This window comes from Tenacibaculum agarivorans (genome assembly GCF_001936575.1).
GTDB classification, from domain to species: domain Bacteria; phylum Bacteroidota; class Bacteroidia; order Flavobacteriales; family Flavobacteriaceae; genus Polaribacter; species Polaribacter agarivorans.
In genome coordinates, this window is record NZ_MSMP01000001.1 from 283,186 (window position 1) to 299,069 (window position 15,884).

The window sequence follows — 15,884 nt, forward strand, 5'->3', positions numbered from 1 at the left end:
AATTTTCCTAAAACAAAAACGTAATCAACACTCTTCTTAACACCTAAGAAACCAACATAAAAAACTGTAAAACAAAATCTTAAACTACAAAAAACACCTTCATCAACCATCAGTTCTAATCTTATTTGTTAAAAACTTCAAGGACTTTGTGGATAAGTAAATCTTTATTTTTTCTTCAATTTTTTGAATCTTTGTTCTCCCCTCCGAGATCGTTTTTTTTAATAAAATTGAAACTATAAAAATGGCAGCAGTAGAACCTATTTTACAAGAAAATAAAGACAGATTTGTTATATTTCCTATCCAACATAATGACTTATGGGATTGGTATAAAAAACAACAAGCTTGTTTTTGGACTGCTGAAGAAATTGATTTACATCAAGACTTAGACGATTGGAACAATAAACTAACAGATGACGAACGTTATTTTATAAAACATATTTTAGCTTTTTTCGCAGCTTCTGATGGAATTGTAAATGAAAATTTAGCTGAAAACTTTGTTAACGAGGTTCAATATTCTGAAGCAAAATTCTTTTATGGTTTTCAAATCATGATGGAAAATATTCATTCTGAAACTTATTCTTTATTAATAGATACCTATATAAAGAAAGATGAAGAAAAAAATCAACTTTTTAAAGCAATTGAAGTATTTCCTGCAATAAAAAAGAAAGCAGACTGGGCATTAAAATGGATTGAATCTGACTCTTTTGCAGAACGATTAATCGCATTTGCTGCAGTAGAAGGCATTTTCTTCTCTGGTTCTTTTTGTTCTATTTTCTGGTTAAAGAAAAGAGGATTGTTACCTGGTTTAACATTTTCTAATGAATTAATTTCCAGAGACGAAGGAATGCATTGTGATTTTGCTGTACATTTACACAATAATCACCTAAAAAATAAAGTTTCTAAAGAAAGGATAAAAGAAATTATTATCTCAGCTTTAGATATAGAACGTGAATTTATCACTGAATCATTACCTGTTAGTTTAATAGGGATGAATGCAAAATTAATGACTCAATATTTAGAGTTTGTAACAGACAGATTGTTATTAGAGTTTGGCTGTGAAAAAGAATATAATTCAACTAATCCTTTTGATTTCATGGAAATGATTTCTTTGGAAGGAAAAACAAATTTCTTCGAAAAAAGAGTATCTGAATATCAAAAGGCAGGAGTAAAATCTGGGGGAACAGGATCTATCAGTTTTGACGCTGATTTTTAATATCTTATAATCATATATCGACATATTAAAACAATTCAATCTTAAGGATTTTTTATCCTTAGGGCTAACCTATATAAAATCATAATTTACCATATGTATGTAGTAAAAAGAGACGGCAGAAAAGAACCTGTGATGTTTGATAAGATCACAGAAAGAGTAAAAAAGATGTGTTACGGATTAAACCAAATTGTTGATCCCGTTAAAGTTGCAATGCGAGTAATTGAAGGTTTATATGATGGAGTGACTACTTCAGAATTGGATAATTTAGCAGCCGAAGTTGCTGCTACTATGACTACTGCGCATCCTGACTATGCTAAATTAGCTGCAAGAATTGCCGTTTCAAACTTACACAAGAATACTAAAAAGTCATTTACAGAAACAATGACTGATTTGTATCAATATGTAAATCCTCGTACAGGAAAGAAAGCTCCATTATTAGCTGATGATGTATACAAAATCATTATGGATAATTCGGAAAAATTAGACTCTACAATTATATATAGTAGAGATTTTAATTATGATTATTTTGGTTTTAAAACATTAGAGCGCTCTTACTTACTTAAATTAAATGGACAAATTGCTGAACGCCCTCAGCAAATGTTAATGCGTGTTTCTATAGGTATTCATAAAGAAGATATCGATGAAGCAATTGCTACATATGAATTAATGAGTAAAAAATATTTTACTCATGCTACGCCTACATTATTTAATTCTGGTACACCTAAACCTCAAATGTCTTCTTGCTTCTTATTACAAATGCAAGACGATAGTATTGACGGAATCTACAATACATTAAAACAAACTGCTAAAATATCTCAATCTGCAGGAGGTATTGGTTTATCTATACATAACATTCGTGCTACTGGTAGTTATATCGCAGGAACTAATGGGACTTCTAACGGAATTGTTCCTATGTTACGTGTATTTAATGATACAGCTCGTTATGTAGATCAAGGTGGAGGAAAACGTAAAGGTTCTTTTGCTATGTATTTAGAGCCTTGGCATGCTGATATTTTTGATTTTCTTGATTTAAAGAAGAATCACGGTAAAGAAGAAATGAGAGCTAGAGACTTATTCTATGCGATGTGGATTTCTGATTTATTCATGAAACGTGTTCAAGAAGATGGCAACTGGACCCTAATGTGCCCACATGAATGCCCACACTTATATGACACTTACGGAGAAGAATTTGAACGTTTATACACAAGTTACGAACAAGCTGGTAAAGGCAGAAAAACTATCAAAGCTCGTGACTTATGGGAAAAGATATTAGAATCTCAAATAGAAACAGGTACTCCGTACATGTTATATAAAGATGCTGCAAACCGTAAATCAAACCAGAAAAATTTAGGAACTATTCGTTCTTCTAATTTATGTACGGAGATCATGGAATATACTGCAGAAGATGAAGTTGCTGTATGTAACTTAGCATCTATAGCAATTCCAATGTTTGTTAGCGAAGATGAGAACGGAAACAAATCTTTCGATCATCAAAAATTATTTGATGTTACCAAAAAAGTAATTCGAAACCTAGATACTGTAATCGATAGAAATTTCTATCCTGTAGTTGAGGCTGAAAATTCTAATATGCGTCACCGTCCTGTAGGATTAGGTATACAAGGATTAGCAGATGCTTTTATCATGTTACGCTTACCATTTACAAGTGAGGAAGCTAAAAAATTGAACCAAGAAATATTTGAAACACTTTATTTTGCTGCTGTGACTTCTTCTATGGAAATGGCTAAGGCAAAAGGAACCTATTCTACTTATGAAGGTTCGCCAATGTCTCAAGGAGAATTCCAGCACAATATGTGGGGAATAAAAGATGAAGAATTAAGTGGTCGTTGGGATTGGAATGCATTACGCGAAGAAGTTAAAGAGCACGGTGTTAGAAACTCATTATTAGTAGCTCCAATGCCAACAGCTTCTACCTCTCAAATCTTAGGAAATAATGAAGCTTTTGAACCTTATACTTCTAATATTTATACACGTAGAGTGTTATCTGGAGAGTTTATTGTAGTAAATAAACACTTATTAGAAGATTTAGTAGAACTTGGACTTTGGAATAATGATATGAAAGAAGATATCATGCGTGCAAATGGATCTATCCAACATATAGATATTATTCCACAAGATCTTAAAGATTTATATAGAACTGTTTGGGAAATGAGCATGAAAGATATCATCGATATGGCTCGCCATAGAGGATATTTTATTGATCAGTCTCAGTCACTAAACTTATTTATGAAAGATCCTGATTTCGCTAAATTAACTTCTATGCATTTTTATGCTTGGAAGAGCGGTTTAAAAACAGGAATGTACTATTTACGTACAAAATCGGCAGTAAACGCTATTCAGTTTACATTATCTAAAGAGAAAAACACTGAAGACAAAGACAAGCCTATGAGTCCAGAAGAATTCAAAGCAATGGTTGAAGCATCAAAAAATGCTGAAGGACCAGAAGATTGTTTAATGTGTGGATCTTAAAATTTTAAATCAAATTAAAAGGGAGTAAAAAGGAGAAGTTTAATAGACTTCTCCTTTTATTTTATATTAATTTTCTATGTACAATGAAAAAAGTTCAGAAACTATTATAATACCACTGACATTTAAAATACTTGTGGTCATATTTATGCCTTGAACTTAGGTCAGGGGCTTTTTATTCCAATAGCAAAAGAAGATCTAAAGCCTTCCTTTAGTCTTCTATCTAAATAAGTAGCGCATCACTAAAATAAATATACCAACTATACTAGCTAGTGACGATGTTATTAATGCTATTAAAACAGTATTATCTAGATTAAAATTTATCGCTTGAGAAAACCCTGCTCCTATTATTATTAATAGAATTATAGCAGTAAAACAACTTAAGAAAATAAACGTTCTATATGCATATTTTTTACGTTCTTCTCTATCTTGAATTCTATCGGAAATTTCTTGTTGAGTAAGATTGACATCTAAATCAATCTCATTAGCAGCATCTACTTCAGCACCATCAAACTCTTCTAACAGATCGTCTAATTCTGAATTATGCACTCCTAGAGTAATTTTTTAAGTTAGCTACAAATTGATCGTAGTATTTTTTAATCAACCTATTATCAATAACTCTACTTTGACCATATCTGTAAGTTAAACTCCATGGTGTTCCTGGTCTATGTGTAGAAGAAGCTAAATCTTTAGCTGAAGTATTTTTATATAAATTCCAAGTTAACTTAACTATCTTTTTATCATCTTCATCAGTTAATTCAGGTTCAAAAGAATTTTCCCATTTATTATCTAATGTAACTGATTTTGAAGTGATAGGTTTTGATTTAAAATGCTTAAACTCATGGTAAATACTAGGCACAACCGGTCCATATTTCCAAGCCTCAATTTGATCATCTTTAAATATAGGTCTTTCTAAAATAGACAAAGATAGCCCTTGAGCCACATACATCAGCTTTACTAACTTCATATTAGTAAGCTCTGACTTATCTGCGTTAGCAATATTTATAAATTCATTAGCAACCGATCCTGCTGTTCCCATATACCTTACCATTTTTGTAAAGTTAATTACATTTTTTTATTCCCCCAATAAAAATGCAATATTAACTTTTTTTATCTATAAATCAAATAGTTAACCAAATTTAACAAATTTTGAAGAATAATTGCTTACGATTCATAATTAAAAATGAAAAGATTAGATAACTTTGCTTCAACTAAGGGTTAAAAACACATATGAACTGGGAGCAATTACTTTCACTTAAACGTTTTGGAGACACTCAAAAACGCGAACGATTAAAACAAGACGAAACTCGATTAGGTTTTGAAGTAGACTTTGATAGAATTATTTTTTCTTCTGCATTTCGAAGTTTACAAGACAAAACACAAGTAATTCCTTTATCTAAAACAGATTTCGTTCATACTAGACTAACCCATAGTTTAGAAGTATCTGTAGTGGGAAGAACCTTAGGAAGAAGAGTAGGTAAAATACTATTAGAACGCCACGCTAAACTAAGAGAACTAGGATATACTTTTAATGATTTTGGAGCTATTGTGGCTGCTGCTTCTGTGATGCACGACATAGGAAACCCTCCTTTCGGTCATTCTGGTGAAAAAGCTATTGGTGAATACTTTAAAAATGGAAAAGGCGCTCATTTTAAAACGTTACTTACCAGTACTCAATATCAAGATTTAGTTGACTTTGAAGGAAACGCAAACGGATTCAAGATAGTAACTGAAGACAAAGGTGGAACACCGGGTGGTTTACGCTTATCTTATGCCACTCTAGGAGCTTTTATAAAATACCCTAAAGAGAGTATTCCTAAAAAACCAACTAAAGATGTTTCTGATAAAAAATACGGTTTTTTTCAATCTGAAAAAGACGCTTTTTTAGACGTTGCCTCAGAACTTGGTATGCTTGATAAAAAAAGAGATGAAATTGCTTACTATCGTCATCCCTTAGCTTATCTAGTTGAAGCAGCAGATGACATTTGTTATACAATTATAGATTTCGAAGATGGTATTAATTTAGGGGTAATTGATGAAAGCTATGCATTAGAATATATGTCTAAATTAGTATCTAATATCAATCGAGAAAAATATTACTCTTTACAATTTAAGAAAGATAGAACAGCTTATTTAAGAGCAATTGCTATAAACACATTAGTAGGTGAAGCTGTAGATATCTTCTTAACACATGAAAATGATATCCTCGAAGGTAAATTTAACAGGCCACTATTAGATAAATGTAAGTTTGAAGCTCAAATTAATGATATTATCAATATTAGTATTGAAAAAATTTACAAGAGTAAAGAGGTGATCGAAAAAGAAGTATCTGGTTATCGAATTATTGCAGATTTATTAGACGTATTTGTTACCGCGTTAAATAATACCTATACTAATTCTGGATCTAACTACGATAAACTTGTCTTGAATTTACTTCCAGAAGAGTATCAAACTCCCAAAGATGATCTATATGAAAGACTAATGCAAATTTGCAGTTATGTAGCAAGTATGTCAGATGGTTATGCTACTCGATTACATAAAAAAATAACAGGTAATATTATATAGTTTTTTCTTTGGCTACTTTTTCAAGTTCATCATACCAGTGTTGACCAAATTTTCTTACTAGTGCTTCTTTTACAAACTTATAAATTGGCACTTGTAATTCTTTTCCTAAGGAACAGGCATCATCACAAATTTCCCATTTGTGATAGTTCACTGCTGAAAATTCAGCATAATCCTTAACTCTAACTGGATATAAATGACAAGAAATAGGTTTTTTCCAAGGAATTAAGTCCTTATTATAGGCTTCTTCAATAGCACATAAAGCTGTTCCTTTACTATCAAAAATAACATAAGCACACTCCTTTCCGTCAATAAGAGGCGTTTCTAACTCTCCAAAATCACTTGTAACCCAAGTTCCTTGCTTTTCTATAGATTCCACCCCTTCTTTTCTTAAAAAAGGTTTTACTTTCGGATAAATTTCTTCTAAAATTTTTGTTTCGTCTTCATCCAAAGGCGCACCTGCTTCACCTTCAACACAACAGGTTCCTTTACATGCTGAAAGGTTACATACAAACTCCTTTTGTACAATATCTTCTGAAACGATTGTTTTACCTAATTGAAACATACTGCAAAAATAAAGTTATTTTTATTACATTACATCTAATTAATTCTACTTTTGACAAACATAAAACTATAGCAAAATGAATTTTAATTTAAATGAAATTTTTACAGCTTTTATGGTATTATTCGCTGTAATAGATATTGTTGGTAACATTCCTATTATTATAGATTTAAGAAAAAAAGTAGGTCATATTCAATCCGAAAAAGCATCTATCATTGCTGGGTTGATTATGATTTTATTTTTATTTGTTGGTCAACGTTTACTTGGATTCATTGGTATTGACGTGAACTCTTTTGCCGTTGCAGGTTCATTCATTTTATTCTTCATTGCTTTAGAAATGATACTTGGGATCACGCTCTACAAAGAGGAAGAAGATCAAGCACTTAATGCTACTGTTTTTCCTTTAGCTTTCCCTTTAATTGCTGGCCCAGGAAGTTTAACTACATTGTTATCTTTAAGAGCTGAGTTTCAATTAATGAATATAATTATAGCAGTACTTTTAAATGTTCTTGTAATTTATGCAGTATTAAAAACCTCTTCACGTATTGAACGTATGATTGGTAAAAACGGTATTGCCATTATCAGAAAAATATTTGGTGTAATTTTATTAGCAATAGCAGTGAAACTTTTTGCCGCTAATATTAAAATGTTACTTGCTTAATTATGCTTTTTGATGTTTTAATTATAGGTGGTGGTGTAGCTGGTATGCAATGCGCTTTAGTCTTAGGTTCTGCAGAACACAAACCTTATGCTAAAGGAAAAGAAATTGGAATTATAATGCACCAAAGAAATTCTCATTTACAAGATGCTCTTTTTAATAACGTATTAGGTCTACCTCCTAAAACATTAGGAAAAGATATTTTAGTTGAAGGAAAAACACAGTTAAAAGAATTATACCCGCATGTAAAACAGATTGAGACAGAAAAAGTGGAAGCAGTATTAGACGCTAATGAAGGATATAAAATAATCACCAATAAAGGTGAGTATTTTACTAAATGTGTTGTAGTTGCATTAAATTATGCAAAACCTTTTTCTATTACAGGATTAGAACAATATGTTGAAAAACACTCTCGTGCTAACCCTATGAAAGACAGAATACAGCTTAGAAACTTTAATCATCTCATTAAAGATGGATTGTATGTTTGTGGAACCATAGCAGGTTGGAGAAGTCAATTTTCTATTGCTGCAGGAAGTGGCGCTTCGGTTGCTACAGATATCCTTACATTATGGAATGATAACATTTCTACAAAAGTGCATGATAAAGCTACGTAGATTTTCTTTTGTAGCATTAAAGTTTTAATACTACAAAAATTCTTATTATATTCGTAATGAGGGGTGAACGTTAAAATTTTAAATATTATTTTATGAAAAAACTATTACTCTTCTTATGCCTTATCACCACCTTATCATTTACTTGTTTTGGTCAAACGCATCAAGAAAGTAATGAAAAAAGTCCAACTAGTACATCTATTAAAAGTACTGATCTATCCAAAAATGTAAGGATTTATCCCAACCCTATTGTTGATAGAAAAATCCGTTTACGAATAACAGGTCACCAAAAAATCACTGTCATAAGAGTTTATAATATCTTAGGAAAAGAATTATTTTTTGGCAATTACAGAGATCGATCTTTAGAAGAGATAGATTTGTCAGGTTTCAAATCTGGAATTTATTTAGTAAAAATAGAATCTGATAAAACATCTGTAGTTAAGAAAATTATTGTAAAATAAATCTCCATCCATTCGTCCTTCCACAAAAGAAACTGAATACAAGTTACTTAGTAATGATTTTGTGTTTTCAAATTCTACTTTTCGGAAAATCACATTTTTATCTGCGGACATCCCTTTTGGTACATTAAGAATCCTATATACATTTGTAGTGTAACTATTTATTAAGGGATTATTTAAATTACAAATTATGGGACGTATTATTACTTTAAGAGCAAACAAAATTTTAAAAGAGTTTTTACATACACTTGCTGAGTGTGCTAAGGGAGCAAGTTATGCTATTCATAACTAAAAAATAAGGAAACAAACTTTCATAAAAAAGCTGTCAGATTCTGACAGCTTTTTTTGTTTTAAATCACTGTAAGACATTCGCTTACAGGAAAAACACCCGAGCCAAATCACGGAAAACCACATTTTAAAATGCGGAAATCCCCTTTTTAAAATTGAACATCCACCTTACCTTTACAGTGTAACTGCTTAGAACATAAATAACTAGGGATTAGATTATAAAAATATATTTGTGTTCCCCCGAGAGACTGTCAAAAACACACCTTTTTGGCAGTTTTTTTATTTAAAAAGAGAAAGATTACGGAAAATTACATTTTAAGATGCGGCAATCCCTTTGCTAATACTCCTTTCCTGAAATACCTTTGCGGTGTTATTCTTTAATAACAAACACGGGATTATTTTAAACTTTTTTACACATGGGGAAATTACTTACACAAAAAGTTAGTATTGCTATTAGAAAATTTCTAGTAGCTTTAAAAGAATGGGGTAAAGCAGCTAGCTATGCTATACAACACTAAAAACTAACTAACCAAACTCGAAAAGCTATCAAAATTGATAGCTTTTTTTAAAAAATTTACTTTTTCTGTAGGGTATTTATAATCTGAAATGTATTACTAACAGATTACAAATATTAAACAATTTAACCATGAGATTATTTGAAGGGAAATTAAAAGAGTTAATTAGCGGGTTAAAAAACATTGCTAACCTACTTAGTGAACTAGGTAAAGGGGCAGGTTATGCAATCCACCATTAATTAAACTTTTTGATAAGAGGCTGTTTTTTGGGATTAAACGGCCTCTTATTTATTTTATTGATATCATTCACTTAAGAGATAAAATTAGTATCAATAAACTTTTACACTATTCGGTTGTACCATATAAACTACTAAAAGCCATTTTCTGGGGAGAAATAGCGATTTTAACTATACCGAATAGTTCTTATAAACTGATTCTACAATAAGGATCAGTTTTTTTATATTACTTTTTAACTTATAGTTCCATAGAAGTACAAACTACCGAAAACTATAGTATATATATACTTTTAATACCTCTTTTTTATTTAAATGCATTCAAACCTGTTATATCTAAACCGGTTATTAATAAATGTACATCATGTGTCCCCTCATACGTAATTACACTTTCCAAGTTCATTGCATGTCTCATAATAGAGTATTCACCAGAAATCCCCATAGCTCCTAATACTTGTCTCGCTTCTCTTGCAATCTTTAAAGCCATATCTACATTATTTCTTTTTGCCATCGATATTTGTGCAGAAGTTGCTTTTTCTTCATTTTTAAGAACACCTAATCTCCAAGACAATAACTGAGCTTTAGTTATTTCTGTGATCATTTCCGCAAGTTTCTTTTGTTGTAATTGAAATTGACCTATAGGTCTACCAAATTGTGTTCTTTCCTTAGCATAACGAAGTGCCGTATCATAACAATCCATTGCCGCACCAATAGCACCCCAAGCAATTCCATAACGCGCATGATCTAAACACTTCAACGGTGCTCCTAAACCTGATTTGTTGGGTAACAGATTTTCTTTAGGCACCTTAACATTATCAAAAATTAATTCTCCGGTAATTGATGCTCTTAGTGACCATTTATTTTTTGTTTCTGGTGTAGAAAAACCTTCCATACCTCTTTCCACAAGTAACCCATGTACTCTTCCTGTTTCATCTTTCGCCCACACTACAGCTACATTACAAATTGGAGCATTAGAAATCCACATTTTTGATCCATTTAAAAGATAATGATCGCCCATATCTTTAAATTTTGTCTCCATTCCTCCAGGATTAGAGCCATGATTCGGCTCAGTCAACCCAAAACTACCTATCCATTCTCCAGAAGCTAACTTTGGTAAATATTTCTTTCGTTGTGCTTCAGTTCCATAATTGTAAATTGGTCCCATAACCAAAGAGGTTTGCACAGAAGCTGTAGAACGAATTCCACTATCTCCTCTCTCCAACTCTTGCATTATTAATCCATATGAAATTTGATCTAATCCAGCTCCTCCATATTCAGTTGGAATATACGATCCAAAAGCACCAACCTCAGCTAAACCCTGAACCAATTGAGTTGGAAATTCAGATTTTTGTGCGTATTCTTCAATAACTGGAGACAATGATCTTTTTACCCAATCTCGAGCTGCATTTCTAACGAGCTTGTGTTCCTCAGATAATAAATCGTCCACTGAATAATAATCTGGTGCTTGAAATAAGTCAGTTTTCATATGTTAATGCTTTCTTCAAAAATAGCTAAAAAAACAATTATTCATCTTTGATTTACTATGTTTGTTGTAATGAAATTGACCTTAGGAAAACAAGAACGACTTAAAAGCAGAAAGTTAATAGAGCAACTATATACACAGGGAAACTCGGTAAAAAAATTTCCATTGCGTATGGTATACCTACAAACAGAACATGATTCTAATTATCCTGTTCAGTTTGGTGTTTCTGTTCCTAAAAGAAAATTTAAAAGAGCTGTAGACAGAAATAGGATCAAACGTCTTATTCGAGAAAGTTATCGTTTGCAAAAAAAAATAGTCTATTCATCAGTAGATAAACCGTATGTATTTATGATTTCTTATCTTGCAAAAGAAGAGTGGGACTATGCTAAAATAGAACATTCTATGCAGAAGTTACTACAACTGTTTATTGATAAAGTTTCTGAACATGAGAAATAAAAAAATTATATTCCTTTTCTTAGGTGTACTCATTGTTACCTTTTTTTCTTTTCAAGATCGTTTTTTCGAAATCGCTAAGCAAATAGAAATATACAATCACGTATACAAAACTCTCAATATAAATTATATTGATGAAATTAATCCGGGAGATGTTACTACCAAAGCAATCAACAATACGCTTAAAAATTTAGATCCATATACTAGATTCTATAATGAGCAACAGGTAGAAGATGCAAAAATCAGGCGTGAAGGTGAATATGGAGGTATTGGAATTACATCTTGGTATGCTAAACAAGGGATTATAATTACCACAATTAAAGAAGGTTTTTCCGCTGATGATGCCGGACTAAAATCTGGTGATGTCATTACGGTAGTAAATGACCAAAAATTAGAAGGTTTAGAAAACGATAATTTATCACAAGTATTAAAAGGAATTCCTGGCTCTCCTATTAAATTAACCGTAATAAGAGGAAATAAAACTTTAAATTTTAATTTAAAATTAGATAAAATAATAGACAATCCAGTTCCTTTTTTCGACATGATTAATGAAGAAACAGGTTATGTTGTATTAACACGTTTTACGGTTAGAAAATCTACCGACGAACTTAGAAATGCTATTAATGTGTTGAAAGAAAAAGGGATGAAAAAATTAGTCTTTGACCTAAGAAGTAATCCTGGTGGTTCCTTATTTGATGCTGTTAACATTACCAATTTATTTATTCCAAAAGGAAAAAAAGTGGTAGATACCAGAGGAAAAACCAGAAAAAACTCTAGAACTTATACCACAAGTCAACAACCATTAGATACTGTTATGCCAGTAGTTGTCTTAATTAATGGTAGATCTGCTTCTGCTTCTGAAATTGTTTCTGGCGCACTTCAAGATTATGATAGAGCTGTTGTGTTAGGTGAACGTTCTTTTGGAAAAGGTTTAGTACAACGCTATTTTGATTTAACCTACGGAACCCAAATGAAGGCTACCATTTCTAAATACTATACACCTAGTGGACGATGTATTCAGGAGTTAGATTATGCTAATCGTGATTGGAAAACTGGTAAAGTCCCTAAATTTTCTGATGGACCTATAAATACATTTAAAACTGAAAATGGAAGAACTGTATACGACGGTGGTGGTGTAACTCCAGATGTAGCTATTAAACTTTCTAAAAAAACAGAGGAAACCAAAAAGTTATTAGCTTCTAAAGCTATCTTCAATTTCGCTACTGAATATGTAAGAAAAACCCCTAATGCAGAACTAAATTCTTTTACGTTTAATGGGTTTGAAGATTTTAAAAACTACATTAAAACCAAAGACACTGCTTTTGTAACTGAACAAGAAAAATTATTTAAGAACGCATATAAAACTGTTGAAAACGCTAAAGCTATTTCTTCAGATTACAACAATATTCTTAACAAATTGAAAAATTATAAAGTTCAGGAAATAGAAAAAAATAAAGATATCATTACATTAAAAATTGAGGATGCAATTTTAGAACAATACTTTTACAAAAAAGGAGTTTATCAATATCGTCTACAGAACGATAATACTATAAAACAAGCTGTTGATTTATTAAACAACTCAACAAAATACAATAAGATACTAGGAAATAGTTAAATTATACTATGTCAAAAATATATAAAGAACGTACCAGAGCTCAACAATCTACAAACGCTATAGAGAAACTATACATTTCTATGCGACATCTATTTAGTAGAGGTTTTTATAAACCTATGGGTGTGTCTGGTGAAACACTTCGTAAATCTCTCTTATTACTTAGACCAGAAATTTACGGATCTATCGCCGAAGACAAAACAGAGCTGAATGGTTTACAATATGTTATAGAAAGGTTGCCTGAAGGTATAGAAGAATGCCAGTTTATTAATTTGACTGCAGACGAAGGATATAGAAATTCGCATTTTAAAGCTATTGTACCTCCAAAAAGGAGAAGAAACTGTTACAGAATAGATAAAGATCAGATGAATATTGAAATTACAAGAGGTAGATCTGATATCTATGATATTTTAACACACCTGACTTTTTTATTCATCGAATCTCATAAAATTAAAGAGCGAGTTCTAATAAGCGACGGTAAAAAAACTACACGAGAATGGCAAAATCTTGAAAGTATTGTACTTTATAACAAAACACTTTCTCAAAAAGAAAAGGATGTTTTAATGGTGCATTTAGGTAGTATATTGGGTAGAACTTATGACGAAATTTGTCAATCCTATAATTACTTTGCTGCTGAAGAAAATCCAAATCGTTTTTTCCATTTAATTTATTGGTTAGGAAAATTAGCTATTAATGAAGAATTATATGACCACAAAAGATCTGTACGATTTAGTTCTGTATTATCAGAAGAAATCGGTAGGCATTTTCATGGTGAAAAGTGGGCTAATGATATTAAACAAGCTTTATTAGAAAACAACCTAATCGATAGACCTATCCATATTATTAGTGCAAATATGCACAGTGTAATGAATAGCTTATACGCTAAAAATGCTTTACCTGATGAAAATAAGCAAAATGAAGGTTTTGGTTTATATGAAGTATTAAGTAATGCTGACAGTAAAGAAATACAGGTAAAAGTAAAAAATTATGCTTCTGAAAATGGCCTGATTTATTTAAAAGATGAATCTGGAACCAATATCAATGTTCAAATTATAGATACTGATAAAGTACAATTTAATGGCACTGATTTTACACCTAATAGTTCATTTGATAAACCTGTTATTATTGTTATGGATTACGCTTTTGGTGAGCAGGCTTATGAAACTATGGACGAGCTTTTAAAGCCTTATATAACACCAAGTCAAACCATTCATTTAGATGTAAGTTCTGTTTCTATTATGGGTAAAGCAGGAATTTTAGAAGGTGGTAAAGGAGACATTATGATTCCATCAGCACATATTTTTGAAGGTACTGCTGATAATTATCCTTTTGAAAATGAATTACAAAAGGAAGACTTACAAGGTTTTGGGGTAGAAGTTTTTGATGGCGCTATGATCACAGTTTTAGGAACTTCTCTTCAAAATAAAGATCTTTTAAAGTTTTTCCACGATTCAACTTGGAACGTAATAGGTTTAGAAATGGAGGGAGCACATTACCAAAAAGCCATTCAATCCGCTTCTAAAATCAGAAGAACTATTAGTGAAAATGTAAAAGTACGTTATGCCTACTATGCTTCTGATAATCCATTAGAAACTGGTGCTACTCTAGCTTCAGGTGGATTAGGAATGAGTGGTGTAACACCAACTTACGCCATTACACAAAAAATACTGGAACAAATAATAACTCAATAAATCGGAAAGATGTCGAATCAAAAAAATGAGAACGAAGAAGTAGATTTAGGCTCTTTATTTGTTATTATTGGTCAAGGGTTTACAAAGCTCTTTAATTTTATTGGTCGTATTTTTAAAGGTATTTTCAATTTTATAATTGAAATTCTACTTTTTCTACGTGCTAACCTTCTTAAGTTAGGTATAGCAACGCTTATCGGTATTCTTTTAGGTGTTCTTGTAGAGCATAAATCTGGAGATCGATTTGAAGGAACACTTCATGTAAAACCTAATTTTAATAGTTCAAGACAGCTCTATAATAACATTCAATTTTATAATGATTTGGTAAAACAAAAAAACTCACGTTTACTGAGTCATATTTTTACTATTAATCCTAATGAAGCAGAATCGTTAAAAGGGTTTAAAATTAAACCTGTGATTAATGAAAATGATATTTTAACTTCTTATGATGAATTAATTCAGGCTATAGACACCTCTACTGTAAAAAGTTATTCTTATGAAAAGTTTAAAGATGCATTTACCAAATTTGATTATCAGATTCATGAAATCTCGGTAACTTCTAGTACAAATGATGTGTTTGCTAAACTAAGCAATGCTATTATTGCCTCAATTGTAAATAACGATTACTTTAAAAATCTAAAACGAATCAATAAGCAAAACCTATTAAGAACTGATTCACTACTAAGAAAAAATTTAAAAAAGGCAGATTCACTACACTTTATATACAAAAAAGTATTATTAGAAGAAGCTAAAAATGCCAATGCTGGAACAAGAATAGATTTAGGCGGACAGAGGCAACCTTCTAATAAAGAATTACAGCTTTTTGAAACAGATCTTGAGCTTAATAAAAGCTTAGTAGAAATTAATGAAGATTTATCTCAAAAGTCAGAGATCATAAACATTGTCTCTAACTTTCAACCTGTAGGCCATAAAGTTAAAGAAATTGAAAAGAACAAAGCTTTTCAGTTTGGTGTTTTAGGGTTTGTGGCTATGGTATTGTTTTTATTATTGATACAATTAAATAATTATTTAAGAGCATATTCTAATAAAGCCAAATTATAGAT

14 protein-coding genes are annotated in these 15,884 nt (G+C 31.2%); 10 read left to right on the forward strand and 4 right to left on the reverse strand.

The window, feature by feature from the left end:
- The first annotated feature begins 241 nt into the window (after window positions 1–241).
- Window positions 242–1,213, forward strand: coding sequence for a ribonucleotide-diphosphate reductase subunit beta (locus tag BVC87_RS01280; protein ID WP_075340526.1), 972 nt, complete (start codon window positions 242–244; stop codon window positions 1,211–1,213).
- 93 nt (window positions 1,214–1,306) lie between these two features.
- A complete protein-coding gene (locus BVC87_RS01285) occupies window positions 1,307–3,700 on the forward strand; it encodes a ribonucleoside-diphosphate reductase subunit alpha (RefSeq protein ID WP_075340527.1) in 2,394 nt (797 codons plus the stop codon).
- 216 nt (window positions 3,701–3,916) lie between these two features.
- Here the strand turns inward: BVC87_RS01285 and BVC87_RS01290 are convergent, their stop codons facing one another.
- The gene (locus BVC87_RS01290) at window positions 3,917–4,246 is read right to left on the reverse strand and encodes a hypothetical protein (protein ID WP_075340528.1); all 330 of its coding nucleotides are present in this window, start codon (window positions 4,244–4,246) and stop codon (window positions 3,917–3,919) included.
- Window positions 4,239–4,748, reverse strand: a complete 510-nt coding sequence (locus BVC87_RS01295; protein WP_083629173.1) for a Panacea domain-containing protein — start codon at window positions 4,746–4,748, stop codon at window positions 4,239–4,241. Before BVC87_RS01295 ends, BVC87_RS01290 begins: the two co-directional genes overlap by 8 nt.
- A 179-nt stretch (window positions 4,749–4,927) precedes the next feature.
- On the opposite strand from BVC87_RS01295, the gene BVC87_RS01300 reads away from it, so the two are divergent.
- The gene (locus tag BVC87_RS01300; RefSeq protein WP_075340530.1) at window positions 4,928–6,262 is read left to right on the forward strand and encodes a deoxyguanosinetriphosphate triphosphohydrolase; all 1,335 of its coding nucleotides are present in this window, start codon (window positions 4,928–4,930) and stop codon (window positions 6,260–6,262) included.
- On the opposite strand, the gene BVC87_RS01305 is transcribed toward BVC87_RS01300, so the two are convergent.
- Entirely contained in the window at window positions 6,255–6,824 is a 570-nt protein-coding gene (locus BVC87_RS01305; RefSeq protein WP_075340531.1) for a DUF3109 family protein, read from the reverse strand. The genes BVC87_RS01300 and BVC87_RS01305 overlap by 8 nt on opposite strands.
- A 76-nt stretch (window positions 6,825–6,900) precedes the next feature.
- Between BVC87_RS01305 and BVC87_RS01310 the strand changes: the two genes are divergently transcribed.
- The 3 genes from BVC87_RS01310 to BVC87_RS01320 all read left to right on the forward strand — a co-directional run bounded on the left by BVC87_RS01310 (window position 6,901) and on the right by BVC87_RS01320 (window position 8,551).
- Window positions 6,901–7,482 (forward strand): MarC family protein, encoded by a 582-nt coding sequence (locus tag BVC87_RS01310; protein WP_075340532.1) that lies wholly within the window; start codon window positions 6,901–6,903, stop codon window positions 7,480–7,482.
- Between the two features lie 2 nt (window positions 7,483–7,484).
- On the forward strand, window positions 7,485–8,093 hold the full coding sequence (locus BVC87_RS01315) for an FAD-dependent oxidoreductase (RefSeq protein ID WP_075340533.1): 609 nt from the start codon (window positions 7,485–7,487) through the stop codon (window positions 8,091–8,093).
- Window positions 8,094–8,185: 92 nt separating this feature from the next.
- Window positions 8,186–8,551 (forward strand): T9SS type A sorting domain-containing protein, encoded by a 366-nt coding sequence (locus BVC87_RS01320; RefSeq protein ID WP_075340534.1) that lies wholly within the window; start codon window positions 8,186–8,188, stop codon window positions 8,549–8,551.
- Between the two features lie 1,340 nt (window positions 8,552–9,891).
- Here the strand turns inward: BVC87_RS01320 and BVC87_RS01325 are convergent.
- Window positions 9,892–11,070, reverse strand: coding sequence for an acyl-CoA dehydrogenase family protein (locus BVC87_RS01325; RefSeq protein ID WP_075340535.1), 1,179 nt, complete (start codon window positions 11,068–11,070; stop codon window positions 9,892–9,894).
- 69 nt (window positions 11,071–11,139) lie between these two features.
- Between BVC87_RS01325 and rnpA the strand changes: the two genes are divergently transcribed.
- Genes rnpA through BVC87_RS01345 form a run of 4 tightly spaced genes read left to right on the forward strand, consistent with a single transcriptional unit; the run spans window position 11,140 to window position 15,882 of the window.
- Window positions 11,140–11,523 carry a ribonuclease P protein component gene (gene rnpA / locus BVC87_RS01330; RefSeq protein WP_075340634.1) on the forward strand — a complete coding sequence of 128 codons (384 nt, stop codon included), beginning with the start codon at window positions 11,140–11,142 and terminating at the stop codon, window positions 11,521–11,523.
- Window positions 11,513–13,135, forward strand: coding sequence for a S41 family peptidase (locus tag BVC87_RS01335; RefSeq protein WP_099098822.1), 1,623 nt, complete (start codon window positions 11,513–11,515; stop codon window positions 13,133–13,135). The genes rnpA and BVC87_RS01335 overlap by 11 nt, the downstream gene beginning before the upstream one ends.
- Before the next feature lie 8 nt (window positions 13,136–13,143).
- Window positions 13,144–14,823 carry a DUF6909 family protein gene (locus BVC87_RS01340; protein ID WP_075340536.1) on the forward strand — a complete coding sequence of 560 codons (1,680 nt, stop codon included), beginning with the start codon at window positions 13,144–13,146 and terminating at the stop codon, window positions 14,821–14,823.
- Window positions 14,824–14,832: 9 nt separating this feature from the next.
- Window positions 14,833–15,882: a hypothetical protein gene (locus BVC87_RS01345; protein WP_075340537.1), complete on the forward strand. Its 1,050-nt coding sequence runs from the start codon at window positions 14,833–14,835 to the stop codon at window positions 15,880–15,882.
- The last annotated feature ends 2 nt before the right edge of the window (window positions 15,883–15,884 follow it).

Excerpts from the sequence above, each read along its gene's own strand:
- BVC87_RS01280 (WP_075340526.1), top strand. The coding sequence starts at position 242 with ATGGCAGCAGTAGAACCTATTTTACAAGAAAATAAAGACAGATTTGTT.
- BVC87_RS01285 (WP_075340527.1), top strand. The coding sequence starts at position 1,307 with ATGTATGTAGTAAAAAGAGACGGCAGAAAAGAACCTGTGATGTTTGAT.
- BVC87_RS01295 (WP_083629173.1), bottom strand. The coding sequence starts at position 4,748 with ATGGTAAGGTATATGGGAACAGCAGGATCGGTTGCTAATGAATTTATA.
- BVC87_RS01300 (WP_075340530.1), top strand. The coding sequence starts at position 4,928 with ATGAACTGGGAGCAATTACTTTCACTTAAACGTTTTGGAGACACTCAA.
- BVC87_RS01305 (WP_075340531.1), bottom strand. The coding sequence starts at position 6,824 with ATGTTTCAATTAGGTAAAACAATCGTTTCAGAAGATATTGTACAAAAG.
- BVC87_RS01310 (WP_075340532.1), top strand. The coding sequence starts at position 6,901 with ATGAATTTTAATTTAAATGAAATTTTTACAGCTTTTATGGTATTATTC.
- BVC87_RS01315 (WP_075340533.1), top strand. The coding sequence starts at position 7,485 with ATGCTTTTTGATGTTTTAATTATAGGTGGTGGTGTAGCTGGTATGCAA.
- BVC87_RS01320 (WP_075340534.1), top strand. The coding sequence starts at position 8,186 with ATGAAAAAACTATTACTCTTCTTATGCCTTATCACCACCTTATCATTT.
- BVC87_RS01325 (WP_075340535.1), bottom strand. The coding sequence starts at position 11,070 with ATGAAAACTGACTTATTTCAAGCACCAGATTATTATTCAGTGGACGAT.
- rnpA (WP_075340634.1), top strand. The coding sequence starts at position 11,140 with ATGAAATTGACCTTAGGAAAACAAGAACGACTTAAAAGCAGAAAGTTA.
- BVC87_RS01335 (WP_099098822.1), top strand. The coding sequence starts at position 11,513 with ATGAGAAATAAAAAAATTATATTCCTTTTCTTAGGTGTACTCATTGTT.
- BVC87_RS01340 (WP_075340536.1), top strand. The coding sequence starts at position 13,144 with ATGTCAAAAATATATAAAGAACGTACCAGAGCTCAACAATCTACAAAC.
- BVC87_RS01345 (WP_075340537.1), top strand. The coding sequence starts at position 14,833 with ATGTCGAATCAAAAAAATGAGAACGAAGAAGTAGATTTAGGCTCTTTA.